This window comes from Candidatus Protofrankia datiscae (assembly GCF_000177615.2).
Classification (GTDB): Bacteria; Actinomycetota; Actinomycetes; order Frankiales; family Frankiaceae; genus Protofrankia; species Protofrankia coriariae.
Genome location: NC_015656.1, coordinates 4,124,441 through 4,137,633 on the forward strand (window position 1 = coordinate 4,124,441; position 13,193 = coordinate 4,137,633).

Annotated in this window: 8 protein-coding genes, 1 pseudogene and 1 riboswitch; of the genes and pseudogenes, 4 read left to right on the top strand and 5 right to left on the bottom strand. The window is 67.6% G+C overall.

The annotated features are described in order from the left end of the window. Positions 1-198: 198 nt before the first annotated feature. The 4 genes and pseudogenes from FSYMDG_RS29775 to FSYMDG_RS17250 all read right to left on the bottom strand — a co-directional run bounded on the left by FSYMDG_RS29775 (position 199) and on the right by FSYMDG_RS17250 (position 6,521). Positions 199-2,447, bottom strand: a pseudogene (locus FSYMDG_RS29775) (family 2 encapsulin nanocompartment cargo protein terpene cyclase). Positions 2,448-2,563: 116 nt separating this feature from the next. Then, on the bottom strand, positions 2,564-3,967 hold the full coding sequence (locus FSYMDG_RS17240; protein ID WP_013874672.1) for a family 2B encapsulin nanocompartment shell protein: 1,404 nt from the start codon (positions 3,965-3,967) through the stop codon (positions 2,564-2,566). A 914-nt stretch (positions 3,968-4,881) separates the two neighbouring features. Then, positions 4,882-5,970 (bottom strand): IS630 family transposase, encoded by a 1,089-nt coding sequence (locus tag FSYMDG_RS17245; RefSeq protein WP_013871712.1) that lies wholly within the window; start codon positions 5,968-5,970, stop codon positions 4,882-4,884. 32 nt (positions 5,971-6,002) lie between these two features. Continuing rightward, the gene (locus tag FSYMDG_RS17250; protein WP_083828333.1) at positions 6,003-6,521 is read right to left on the bottom strand and encodes a DedA family protein; all 519 of its coding nucleotides are present in this window, start codon (positions 6,519-6,521) and stop codon (positions 6,003-6,005) included. 482 nt (positions 6,522-7,003) lie between these two features. On the opposite strand from FSYMDG_RS17250, the gene FSYMDG_RS17255 reads away from it, so the two are divergent. Next, a complete protein-coding gene (locus tag FSYMDG_RS17255) occupies positions 7,004-8,272 on the top strand; it encodes a COG4705 family protein (RefSeq protein WP_013874673.1) in 1,269 nt (422 codons plus the stop codon). Between the two features lie 521 nt (positions 8,273-8,793). Here the strand turns inward: FSYMDG_RS17255 and FSYMDG_RS23415 are convergent. Then, complete coding sequence (locus FSYMDG_RS23415) at positions 8,794-8,976, bottom strand: hypothetical protein (RefSeq protein WP_131772768.1); 183 nt, start codon at positions 8,974-8,976, stop codon at positions 8,794-8,796. 504 nt (positions 8,977-9,480) lie between these two features. On the opposite strand from FSYMDG_RS23415, the gene FSYMDG_RS17265 reads away from it, so the two are divergent. The 3 genes from FSYMDG_RS17265 to FSYMDG_RS26910 all read left to right on the top strand — a co-directional run bounded on the left by FSYMDG_RS17265 (position 9,481) and on the right by FSYMDG_RS26910 (position 12,109). Then, the gene (locus FSYMDG_RS17265; RefSeq protein ID WP_013874674.1) at positions 9,481-10,203 is read left to right on the top strand and encodes an ABC transporter permease; all 723 of its coding nucleotides are present in this window, start codon (positions 9,481-9,483) and stop codon (positions 10,201-10,203) included. 638 nt (positions 10,204-10,841) lie between these two features. After that, positions 10,842-11,014, top strand: a riboswitch (cyclic di-AMP (ydaO/yuaA leader). A gap of 4 nt (positions 11,015-11,018) precedes the next feature. Further along, positions 11,019-11,615: a transglycosylase family protein gene (locus tag FSYMDG_RS29780; protein WP_013874675.1), complete on the top strand. Its 597-nt coding sequence runs from the start codon at positions 11,019-11,021 to the stop codon at positions 11,613-11,615. A 170-nt stretch (positions 11,616-11,785) separates the two neighbouring features. Beyond that, the gene (locus FSYMDG_RS26910) at positions 11,786-12,109 is read left to right on the top strand and encodes a transposase (protein ID WP_083828334.1); all 324 of its coding nucleotides are present in this window, start codon (positions 11,786-11,788) and stop codon (positions 12,107-12,109) included. Positions 12,110-13,193 lie beyond the last annotated feature (1,084 nt).

Consider the following 13,193-nt stretch of genomic DNA (forward strand, 5'->3'; position numbering starts at 1 on the left):
TCCGCTCCAGTCGTACGCAATATGCGTTGATCCAGTGGTTTTGTTCCGGCTGTGGGCGAACCCGGGCGAAATCTTCGGGGGTTCGGGGATCCGACCGGACGGCGCGGATACCCCGTCCGGTCGCCTCCAGCCATGCGGGCGGTGTGCCCGGATCACCGCTCTCACCTGGGCCTCCGCCGGCCCGGGGGGTGGGATGCTCTATCGGGCGACCAGCCGGCGGACGTCCGCTGTCGAGGTACCCAGCCCGCTCGGAGCACCGAAGGGCCGCCGGTCCACGGCCGGGTGGTAGCGCAGCTCGGTCTCCTCGTAGCGGTGGGTTCCTTCGTGCCAGCGCAGGATGCCGGCCAGCCAGTTCTGCAGTTCCCGGACGTAGCCGAGCAGCGCGCCGCGGACGTCGCCGTCGAGCTGAAGCTGGTCGAACAGCACCGGCAGTTCCTCGGCCACGATGTGCTCGAACTGGCGCATCCGGGCGGTCATGAGATCGTTCACCACCTCGACCGCACGGTCGCGGCCGCAGCCGAGGAAGTTCTCGACCACCAGCACGCAGTTGTGGATCTCGCCCTCGAACTGGATCTCCTTCTGGTAGGAGAAGACGTCGTTGAGCAGGCAGGCATAGTCGGCCGCGGCGTTCTCCAACGACCGTATCGGCCGGGTGCGGAAGATCTCGGCCGGCACGGTGTGCGCGCGGGCGAGCCGGCACAGGCTCATCGTCAGGTCGGAGCCGAACGTCGCGCGGCGCATCTCCAGGTAGTCGACGGGATCGGGGATGCGGTTGACCGCCTGGTTCGCCAGCTCCCACAGCCAACTGTCGATCATCACTTCGACGGCGTGGCGGAAGGCGGCCCGCGCGGCGGGCTCCATCGGCCCGGCGGTGCGTTCCCACAGGTCGGCGAGGCCGCGCTCAAGGGCGTTCGCCGGTACCTCGATGGCCGGGCCGTCGAGGGGCATGAAGGCGCGCAGCCGTTCGTTGCTCAGCCGCGCCCCGGCCAGGTTCCCACTCCGGCCGAAGACCACCGGATAGTAGTCGTCGCCATAGGTGCCCCAGGTCAGCCAGCTGGTGGTGAGGTCGAGTTCCGCCGCGGAGGCGTCCGGGTGGATGCCGGCCGAGCACAGGGCGAAGTCGAACGCGACCAGCTTGTGCTCGTCCCAGATGCCCGGGACCGGGTCCAGCATGCCCATTGCACCCGCCCAGCGGACGATCGAGCGTCGCGAGGCGTCCAGGTGCGGGCTGCGCCCGGTGGTGTACGGCAGGTAAAACTCGGGCAGCCGGGTCGGCCCGACCACCCGGAACGGCACGTTGGCATAGGACCGAAGCCGCCGCGGCGCGGTGGCGAGCAGGGACGGCACGACCCGCACCACCGAGGTGCCGAGGCTCGGCGCGCCGGGCAGACCGGGCAACCCGCCCACCCCGACAGGCAGCCCGAGACCGGCCGGGACGGCGTCGGGGTCGCCTCGCGGTTCATGTACCGGCTGGAGCGCAGATGCCACTCGTGGCCGCCGGACTGCCAGTCCTGCAGGCCCTTGGCATACGCCAACGTCGCGAGCCGTCCCGCCGGGTCGATGCCGTACTCGTCCAGGACGGCCGGCAGCTCCACGACCGCCGTGTGCTCGAACTGGTGCAGTCGGGAGGTGAGCAGGTCGTTGACGGCGTCGGCGGCCTGCTGCGTGCCGATGTCGAGGAAGCGTTCGACGACCAGCACCCCGTTGCTGAGCTCGCCCTCCTCGGTGACCTCCCGCTCGTAGGAGAACAGGTCGTTGCGCAGGTGGACCGCGTCGGCGAAGGTGTCGCGCAGCACCCGCAGCGGGCGGGTGGCTGCGACGGCGGCCGGGACCTCGGCGTCCGCGGCGTGCTCGACGAGGTTCGCCGACCAGGGCGCACCGCCGACCTTGCGGCGCATCTCGACGTACTCGATCGGGTTGGCCAGCCGACCGGCGTTGATGTTGGCGAGTTCCCAGAGCGACTCGTCGAGCAGGTTGCGGGTGCTCACCGCGAACCGTGCCCGCCAGTCGGCGGACCTGGCGGGCACGGTTCGCGTCCACAGGTCCGCGAGCCCACGCTCGACCGGGTTCGTCGGTTCTTCGGTGATCTCGCCGTCGACCGGCATGAAGGCGGGCAGCCGGTCGAGATAGGCCCGCGCGCCCGCCATGTCGTGCGTCCGCTTGTAGAGCTCCAGGAAGTGGTCGTCGAAGTAGAAGACCCACACATACCAGTCGGTGACGAGGTTCAGCCGCTCGGCGGTGGCGTCGGGATGCGTGTAGGCGCACAGCAGGGCGTAGTCGTGGGCGTCGAGGTCCCGCTCGGTCCAGATCGTGGTCCCGCCCTCGGGCGGGTCGATCATCTCCATGGTCCGGGCCCACGCCCTGCTGTGCTCCCGGGCGATGTCCAGATGGGGGCTCAGGCGCGCCGGATAGGGCACGTAGAATTCGGGGAGGGTGAAAGGCTGCATGATTCTCCGGGAAACCCTTCTCTGCCGCTGGTGCGGGCGGTCGCGCCCGGAGGGCGTCACCGATATCGGCGCGCCGCCGCGGCGCACTGACCGCGGCGACGCGCCGGTGGGTGGGCTCAGCGCCCGATCTCGACGCTCTCCAGGATTCCGAGCGCGTCCGGAACGAGGACGGCGGCGGAGAAGTAGGTCGTCACCAGGTACGAGATAATTGCCTTCTCGTTGATGCCCATGAACCGGACGGACAGCCCCGGCTCGTATTCGTCGGCGAGGCCGGTGTGGTGCAGGCCGATCACACCCTGGTTCTCCTCCCCGGTCCGCAACGCGATGACGGAGGTCGTTCCCGTGGCGCTGATCGGAATCTTGTTCAGCGGCAGGAGGGGGACGCCGCGCCAGGCCGGCACGTGCTGGTCGTGGAACAGGACGGTCGCCGGGTAGATGCCCCGCGCGGTGCATTCCCGGCCGAAGGCCGCGATCGTCCGGGGGTGGGCGAGCAGGAAATGTGTGCTGCGCCGCCGGCTGAGCAGCTCGTCGAAGTCGTCCGGGGTCGGCGGGCCGGACCGGGTGTGAATGCGCTGGCGCAGGTCGGCGTTGTGCAGCAGGCCGAAGTCGGAATTGTTGACCAGTTCGTACTCCTGGCGTTCGCGCAGCGCCTCGACGGTGAGCCGCAGCTGCTGCTCCAGTTGGTTGATCGGCTCGTTGTACAGGTCGGCCACCCGGCTGTGGATGCGCAGCACCGTCTGGGCGACGCTGAGCTCGTACTCACGCGGGGCCAGTTCGTAGTCGACGAACGTGCCCGGCCGGTCCGGCTCGCCGCTGTGCCCGGCCGCGATCGCGATCTCCGCCTCGCCCTGCCGGTTGCGCGGCGGCTGCGGGCGGGAGCGGTAGTCCGCCAGGTGCCCGCGCAGCGCGGTGTCCCGCTCGACGACCTCGGCGAGCTGCTCGCGGGTGAGCACGAGCACGGTGGCGGCGGTCAGGGCGCGGGCGGTGTACTCCCAGGTCAGGTCCGACTCGACGAGGACATCGTCCCCGAAGTACTCGCCGTCGGCGAGCACCCCGAGGGAGCGCTCGTCACCATACTCGCCCGGGCCGAATTTCCCGATCTTGCCGTGGGCGACGAGGAACACCGCGTCGGCCGGCGCGCCGGTCTCCACCAGGACGTCGCCCGGCGCGTACTCCCGCTGGGCGAAGCGGTCGGCGAGACCGGCGAGCGCGTCGCCGTCGAAGCCCCGTAGGGCGGGCAGTTCGGCGAGCTCGCCGGGCACCACCCGCACCTCGGATCCGGTGGAGGTGAACGTGACGAGCCCGTCACCGAGTATGTAGGTCAACCGCCGGTTGACCCGGTAGACACCGCCGGCCGTCTGGACCCAGGGCAGCACGCGCAGCAGCCACCGGGAGGTGATCTCCTGCATCTGCGGGACGGACTTGGTGGTCGTCGCGAGGTTGCGCGCGGCCGCCGTGCTCAGGCTCAGCCGGGGGTCCTCACCGGTCACGCCGGGGTCGGTCGATACGGGCTCGGTCATGCGGGCTCCACCTCTCTGTGGTTCTTCCAGGGACTCTCTTGTGGTTCTTCCAGGGATCGGGGCAACCGGGCGCGGCGGTACGCCGCGCCCTTACCGATGCGCTGTCCGGTTGGTGTCCCCGCGGGGGCGCGGGACGGCCGGCCGGATTCGTCAGGGCTGTTCCGGTATTTTCCCGAGAATTTCTGGCCCTCGGCGGCGCCGGCGCTGCTCCGACAGCGCCGCGTCATCTTTTCCGGAGGACTCCCGCGGAACGCGGGAAAGACAGTGGCGGGGATTCTCGTGGCATCCCTACGGCCGCGGTATCGGCATTGGAGACGCGGCCGGGCCAGCGGCCCGATCAGATCTCCAGGAACGCATATGGATGATCTCTGCCCTTCATCTGTTCGGATGATCGCGCGGTCGGCAGTTTCATACCCGTGAACCCCCCGGCATGTCGCGCGGTTCGGCGACATGCGCTTTGTTTGCTGTCGGTAAGCGCGTGGCCGCACATCGGCAGCTTCCTCTATCGGGGCCACGGGCGGCAAGCACTTTGCGGAACTACTCGAGGACTGGCCCGGAAGGTGGCCCGCCTAGTCCACTGACCGATCTTGTCGGTTACGGACAGCAAAGGGCGATGAGGCCGCGACAGGAAACGTCTCCGAGCAACGTGCCACGGCCAGCTCGGCTGACCATCGGAACTCGATCATTCAACCGATTCCCCCCGCCATATCGGCGGCGACCGGCATGCGGCCCCGTGGCGTGGCCGTTCCCGGCCGGCCGGCGGGTGGGGACGTTCACCGGGCATGCCTGCAACGGCAACCCGAAAGTCATAGCGATACAACTCACCAAGGCTTCGGAGGATGCCGGCCACCCAGCGCTCGACACGCCCCCAAGCGATCAAAAGTTGACTGTGAGTTACAGAAGTGCCAGCGCTACTAGTGTCCTGAGTCGTTGATTCGCTGGCAGTAGGCGGCGAGGGTCTCGAGGATCTCGTCGGCGGTCTTGGCCCAGACGAACGGCTTCGGGTCCTTGTTCCAGGCGTTGATCCATCGGCGGATGTCGGCTTCGAGTTCGACGACCGAGCGGTGCGTCGATCGGCGCAGCTTGCGGGTGGTCAGCTCCGCGAACCAGCGCTCGACCAGGTTCATCCACGACGCCGAGGTCGGGGTGAAGTGCAGGTGGAAGCGGGGGTGGCGCAGCAGCCAGTTCTTCACCGCCGGGGTCTTGTGGGTGGCGTAGTTGTCCAGGACCAGGTGCAGGTCGTAGCCCTTCGGGACCGAGGAGTCGATCAGCTTGAGGAAGCGCAGGAACTCCTGGTGACGGTGCCGCCGGAAGGTCTGCGCGATCACCGACCCGGACGTCGGGTCGAGCGCGGCGAACAGGCTGGTCGTGCCATGGCGGACGTAGTCGTGGGTCATCCGCTGCGGGGTACCCGGCATCAGGGGCAGCACCGGTGCCGTGCGATCCAAAGCTTGCACCTGCGACTTTTCGTCGACGCAGAGCACGATCGCCTTCTCCGGCGGGTCGAGGTAGACCCCGACCACGTCACGGACCTTGTCCACGAACAGCGGGTCGGTGGACAGCTTCCACGTCTCGACCAGATGCGGCTTCAACCCGAACGCCCGCCACATCCGTGACACCGTCGACTGCGACAGCCCACTGGCCCTCGCCATCGACCGCGATGTCCAATGGGTATCGCCGTTCGGTGGCTTCTCCTCCAACGTCCTCGCGATCACCGCCTCGACCTGGGCGTCGGTGACCTTCCGAGGCGCTCCCGGACGTGCCTCGTCTGACAGGCCCTCCAGCCGGTCGACCGCGAACCGCTCCCGCCATTTCGCGACCGTTCCCCGGGTGATCCCGAGCTCGGCCGCGACCCCCGAGTTCGTCCCACCGTCCGCGCAGGCCAGCACGATCCGCGAGCGCAACGCCAGCGCCTGCGCGGTCTTCCGCCGTCGGGCCCAGCCCTCCAGCACCGCACGCTCAGCAGACGACAACTCGATGGGATCCGCGCTCGGGCCAGGCACCAGCCCATTCTATCTGCACACGAATCAACGACTCAGGACACTAGCAGCGTCACGCCGAGCGCCCAGACGAGACCCCCAACGATGTTGTAGACGGTGAAGGTGCGGGCGGGAACGCCGACGACCCCGGCCGCTGGGTTCATGAAGGTCCGTACAACCGGGACGAAACAGGCCAGGATGATGGGCTTCTCGTACCCGTAGCGGTCGAGAAACGCGTTGGCCCGCTCCACGTTGTCACGCTTGAACAGGCGGGAGTCCGGCCGGTCGAACAGGTTTACCCCGGCCCGCCGGCCGATGAGGTAACCCGTCTGGGCGCCGAGCAGAGCGGCGGCGATGACCCCCGGGAGCACCTGGCCGATATGGAAGCGTGGGTGGTCAGCGGTGGCCGTAGTCGCGCTGTAGGCGCCGGCGAAAAACAGCAACGAGTCGCCCGGCAGGAAGAACCCGACCAGCAGGCCGGTCTCGGCGAAGACGATGAGGATCAGACCGACCAGCCCGAAGGAGGAGGTGAGGGAGGCCGGATCGAAAACGTTGACGGCAAGGGAACCGGGCAAACCAGAACGACCTTTCGGAGCCAACGGGACCGGCCGGACTGGTACCGGCGGTCCGTTTACCCGGCGCGGGCGGCGCGCGTGCCGGATAACGTCTGCCACGTTAGCCGCGGAATCATGTGAGCATGATGTGAGCGACGGTGGAGAAAATGTGGATCCGCGCACGCCGGACGGCACCTCCACAGCGGTGCGGGGTGGCGGATCCACCTCGTGACCGCGCTCTGCGTCCTGACGCTGGAAACGCGTCGGCCAGCGTCCGCGCCGCGTGCGGCAAACGCGGTTGACGCCCGCACGCCCTCACACCTTCCTTACATGAAGCGACGTGCAGGATATCGACACCACAGCGCCTTGGCCACCGGGCCGACGACAGGGGAGGAAGCACCGCGCGGTTGGACGACAGGCGACGCCCCACGGCCGATCCGTCCTCCCAGGCTCCCCCCGTCGCCGGTCCGCCCACCGCGACAGACGAACCGAGAAAGAGCCCCATGACCTCACAACGCAGCCTCGTCACCGCAGACGACACTCTCGCGCCGGTTCGTCGGCCCCTCAGCAAGGTCCCAGAAGTCACCATCTTCTTCTGGATCATCAAGGTCCTCTGTACGACGGTCGGTGAATCGGCCGCCGACTTCCTGAACGTCGACCTGAACATCGGTCTGACCGGGACGTCCGTTGTCACCGGTGTCCTCCTCGTCGGTGCTCTGATCCTTCAGTTCACCGCGAGCCGCTATGTACCGGCCAAGTACTGGCTCACGGTGGCACTCGTGAGCGTCTTCGGAACGCTGGTGACCGATAACCTCACGGACAACCTCGGCGTGCCACTGGAAACGAGCACCCTGATCTTCGGTGTCCTTCTCGCGCTCACCTTCCTCGCGTGGTACCTGACCGAGAAGACACTCTCCATCCACTCGATCTTCACCCGGCGGCGCGAGGCATTTTACTGGCTGACCATTCTCGTCACCTTCGCCCTCGGTACAGCAACCGGCGATCTCATGGCCGAGGTGCTCGGGATCGGCTACCTGATGACGGGCGTCATCATGGCTGCGTTGATCGCCGCTCTCGCCATCGGGTGGCGATTCGGGCTCAACCCCGTTCTCGCCTTCTGGCTCATTTACATTCTGACCCGGCCGCTCGGCGCGTCGATCGGTGACTACCTCTCCCAGTCACCGGACGCGGGCGGGCTGGGCCTGGGCGCCACACTGACAAGCGTGATCTTCACGGCCGGGATCATCGGCATCGTCGTCTATTTCTCGGCGACGAAAGTAGACGTCATCCCGACCGCCTCGACCTACAACACCGGCACAACGACAGGGCCAACAGGACCGACGGAACAGGGCGGCCTGGTGCAGACGGTCGTCGTGGTGGCCCTCATTCTCGTCACCGCGGGGACGGGATACTTCCTGCGCAAGTCCGCGCTGGAGAGCGGCACCCCGGGCCTGGCCTCCGGCGCCGGCCAGACAACACAGACCTCTCCTCTCGGCGACCTCTCGAAGTTCCGGACCATCACACAGGACACGCTGGATCGCCTGAACGCCGGCCAGCAGTCCTCCGCCACCTCCCGTATCGGCGACATCGAAACCGCGTGGGACGACGCCGAAGCGCGCCTGAAGCCAAAGGACAAGTCCGCCTGGACCGCAATCGATGACAAGATCGATACGGCGCTACGCGCGCTTCGTTCGACGAACCCGGACGTGAACCACGAACGAACAGCCCTGACTGAACTTCTCGCCGGCCTCGGCCCGAACGCCGGTACCTGACTGAAGACCCTCCAAGCCGGCCCCGTCGGCGTGGAGCGACCAAGAAACGCTGGAAACGACGCCATGCCCCGCTAACGATTTTTGGTTGGACACGATACCCGGTTCCTCCAGCTGGTACTGAAGGGCATCGCTGTCCGAGAATCCTGACGGCACGCGCGGGAGCCCCGGCACGAGATAACCATCTCGTCCGCGCCGAGGCTCCCCCGGGCCCCTCGAGGTCCGAGGCCCGCTTCCTGCGGTTCCAGGTGCGTTGCCCGGTCCTCGCCCACCAGCACCCTCCCGCCCGACCCGGACCGGGACGAGATGGAGCCGGCGTACTCCCCCGGGGCTGGGTCAGTCCAGGCAGTCGACGAGCACGTCCCGGCGCCTCCCTGCGCGGAACTCCCACTCACCACACGTCGATCTTTCTGCCACTTAGAGTGATAACATGAGTCGGTGGTTTGGACGCTCTCGACGCTGTATGTAACAATCAGCGCGCCGTGCCCAGCGTCCGCCCGTTCTCGCAGCAGCCCCAGCATGTGCTACTCGGTGTAGCCGTCGAGTTCGTCGGTCGACTCGTCAGCGAGCAGCGCCTCGGGGTCGTTGGCGGGCGCGACGGCCAGCCCCACGCGGGCGAGTTCACCACCGGCCAGCTCCTGCGGCAGGGTGCGGGCACGGTTGCCCGAGCCCGGCGTGGTCGAGTAGAGCTGTGATGTCCTCGTCACCACCGTCCACGGCCGTCACGGCGTGGGTAAGGCGGACGTTGTTGCAGACGCTGAGGTTGGACGAGGTTCCCGGACCGGAGCAGGACCGCCGATGCGCTGGGCCCGCAGTCGTACCCGCTCGACTTCGGGCCGATGGCTGACACGAACTCCGCCGACCCGTACGGGCACCACCCGACGGCTTGTCGAGACCGGCCAGGCAGGCGAGCAGCGTGGACTTCCGGAGCCCAAGGGGCCGGTGCCGGCGACGCCTTGGTGGGTGGAACCGGGCGCAGTCTCCACGGTGGCGCGATAGGGGGACCTCGTCGAGTCAGTCCGGCACTCGGGTCAACTCCAGTCACCACCCGCCATGTAGCTCTGGATGGTGTCGGTTCCGCCTCAGTTACGTAGCCAATTCGCCGGGTCCCGGCTTTGGCTTCAAGGACCCCCGCTGTCTCACGTCGGCCCGCCAGCCGAACCCTGTGCGGCGCGGGGCCGCACAGTAAGCCTGTGGGCGATGTCGTACGGATGACCGCGGGCCTAGGTGGTCTGCTGGCCGTTGCAGTCATCTGCCTCACCGTCGCCCGGGTGCCGCTTCGCCGGGCGATGGTCACCGCCGCGGCCCGCGCGGTCGCCCAACTCGCCCTGGTCGGCCTGGCATTGCGCGGGGTGCTGGCCGCTCCAGCAACAACGATTGCGGTCCTCGCCGTGATGCTCACCGTCGCGACCCTGACCGCGACAGGCCGCCTCACCGGCTTCCCCCACGCCGGGCGTGTGGTCCTCACCGCCTGCACGGTCGGCGCGGCGGTCACACTCGGGATCATCTTCGCCGTCCCGCTGCTCGACCGATCCGCACGCTATCTGGTCGCAGCCGGCGGGATCGTGATCGGCGGGGCCATGACGGCCTGCACCCTCACCGGCCGGCGGCTGTTCGACGCGATGGTGCGCCGCCGCGCCGAGGTCGAGGCCTGGCTCGCCCTCGGCGCCACACCGCGCCAGGCGGTCGCGGACCTCACCCGTACCGCCGTCCGGGAGGCCCTGCTGCCCGCCGTCGACCAGACCCGCACGGTCGGGCTGGTCACCTTGCCCGGCGCGTTCGTCGGCGCCCTGCTCGGCGGGGCAAGCCCCACGGACGCGGCACGGTTCCAGCTGGTCGTCCTCGTCGCCCTGCTCACCGCGGAGACGCTGGCGGCCGTCATCCTGGCCTGGCTGTTCGGTGCTCCTACCCACATCCCCGACCAGAATACGTAGATAGAAACCGTTGTGGTGACGATGGTTTCTATCTACGGAAGGGGGTTGGGGCGGACTCGGGTACCATCGGCAATGATTCTATTTCATATGGTCACTGACATCGGGAAACATCATTGTTTCTCGACACCGCCGGGGTGCCGCCTTCCGACGGTACGAATCCTGCCGCTTATCACGGCCATGTACTGCGGCAGGCTCCATCGTTTCGTCATTTTTGTTCGGGGTTTCAACGTCCGAGAAAAGAGGCGGATTCCCGGACGCCAGAATCGTGATCGCCGGCTTGGTCGCGCGGATGGTCATCCAAGGAGTCTGACTCTGCGCAGCCACAGCTTCGCATGGATGGTCAATGTCACGGCCTGTGGCACGGTCTGCCAACAGAACTCGAAATCTCGATGCTACCCGGTCGATCCGATTGTCCACAAAGCGTGCAAAAATCTGCGTCAAAAGGTGGTAAAGATGCCACGGAGACGACCCGCCTGCTGCGACTGCTTAAATATACGCGCGCGCATGCACACGCTACCGGCAATCGAGGTCGAAATCAAGTGTCGACGTTCGGTTGTGCGCTTTTTCACCGCGCCTTGCCGGCCGGCTGCCCTTCGCGGCTAGGGTTCTGCCGTGCCTTCGCAAGGAGGGCGCGCATCGGGCGAAACACGCCGAGTCCTGCCCCGTCCGATGACCGTCAAACCAACGGCAGGAGCGGGGGAACCACTTCCCGGGCGCTGCACAGCACCCTTGGGGTGAAGCCGCAGGATGCGGCCGGGCATTTCCCAGCCCGAACCCGACAGCTTACCTCGCAGGCGTAGGGAAAGGGCATCAAGATGTCCCATGCGCGTGCCCGGCATCGCAAAACCAGGCAGACCACAAGTTATACCCGCGCGCTAGTCGCCATTCCGACGCTCGCCGCCGCCATCGGCGGCGCCGGCATCGGACTCTCGGGGCCCGCCAGCGCGGCACCGCCCGAGGACCAGATATTGTCGGCAATTGTTCAATGCGAGTCCGGAGGCAACCCGACTGTCGTCAACTCGATAGGCGCCGGCGGACTGTTCCAGTTTCTTCCCAGCACGTGGCAGGCGACCGGTGGAACCGGGCTGCCACAGAACGCCAGCGTTGCCGAGCAATGGAAACGCGCCCGGATCCTGTACGCCCAGCAGGGCACGGCTCCATGGAATGCATCGCGGTCCTGCTGGGGCGGAAAAGTCGGCAGCGCCACCGACACGGCTCCGACCGCTACCGGACCGCAACAGGCGAATGCCCAGGAACAACCGACGAGTCCGGCCGGCAACGAGGGCGAGAACACCACCGGCGACGCTCCCCAGGATGCCGGCGGTGTCCCACCCCCTTCCTTCGCCGCTGACCGGAACTGGCGTTCCTACCGGTCGCCCTGGTATCAGGACATCGACCCGGCCAGCGACTAACAACTCGTTTCACAAAGTCTGATCAACTGCGGTGTGTCGTACCAGGAGCGGGCGGGTTCCGCCGGTAGACCTCGGTCATGCGTGACGAGGAGACGGTGAGCGAGGAACTGTGGAAGCGGCTGGAGCCGCTGATCCCGGCCCGGGAACGGCGGCTCCGCTACCCCGGTTGACTGCCGGTCGACGACCGGGCGGCCCTGGAGGGGATCGTGTGGGTGCTGCGCAACGACGTGCCCTGGCGGGAATTGCCGAGGACGTTGTTCGGGGTGACGTGCTGGCGGCGCTTGCGCGACTGGCACGCCGCCGGCGTCTGGCAGCGCCTGCACGAGAACCTGCTGGACGAGTGCACCGCCGCCGGCCTGCTCGACCTGCACCGGGCGCTGGTCGACTCCTCCCACATCCACGCGCTCGCAGGGGGCCTAGACGGGTCCGAGCCCGGTCAACCGTGCCCACCTCGGCAGCTGTCGGCATCGGGTGAAAACTGGATCTGTTCCTGATCTTGCGATCGGAGTGGCCCTCGGGGTGCTCGCTGAGCACGATCAGTCTGCTGTGATCATGTGCCGGGTGCCTCTTTGACCTTGGGGTTCTTCTTCCGCATCTGTCGGGTGTGCTCGTCGACGGGGTGGACCGGGCCGATAATCGGCTGCGGTTACGTGTCCGGGCGTCGGGTGTGGTGTGTCCGGGGTGTGGGGTGGTCGCGGAGCGGGTGCACGGGCAGTATCGGCGCTGCGCTGGGCCGCTGTGGTGGCGGGAAAATGCGGCCGCACGGCCGTCCGGGACGCCGGTGCATCTGTGATGCGCGCGAGCTCGGGAGTCAGGATTGCGGTGAGCACGCCGGTGAACGCCTGCCGGTCGTTGTCACATCGCCAACCTTCGCTGCCGGCGGTGAGATCCGGAGCGGCGCTTGCGGGGTGGGTGTAGGTACGCCACACCGCGGCGGTGAGAAAGGTCAACTGTTCGACCAGCCGCAGAGCGTCGCGGTCGGGGGTTGCCGGGGAGAGGGTGGCCACGGTTGCCGCCAGATCTCCGCTTCCGGTGGCCCAGGAGACAACGACCGCACGGCGACCAGGGTCGTAGGCATACCGGCTCACCGTCCGGCGCCTCTTCGCACTATCGGTACCACCCGCCGTCCACCACGGCCCTCTTCAACGGCCGACGACTGGAAACCACTGTCCGTGGTCGCCATCTACGAGATGACATCTGGTTGCCGTTGCAACGTCACCACCACGTCACCACCGGGGCCAGTTACCGATCTCCGTAGCAACCTCCGCGGCCTGTTCGCGCAGGTCACGGGGGGTGGACCCTGTGTACCAGCATCCGAACCGATTGATCTTGGTTGCAGGCCCTGAAATCGCCATCCACCCGGTCGCCACCCGGGCCCTGGCCAGGGACGATGCTCCGTGACCGCACCGACTGCACCGACCGCAACATCGTCCACCGAGGCGAACAAGTGTTCCGTATACCTGGCGGTTCCGGGCACCTCAGCCCGTCTGCCGACAGCCACATCCACAGACCGGCCGAGGCTCGGAGACGTTTCCGTCGCAGGTCCATCGTCACCTGTGGCCGGACATGGAACGCGAA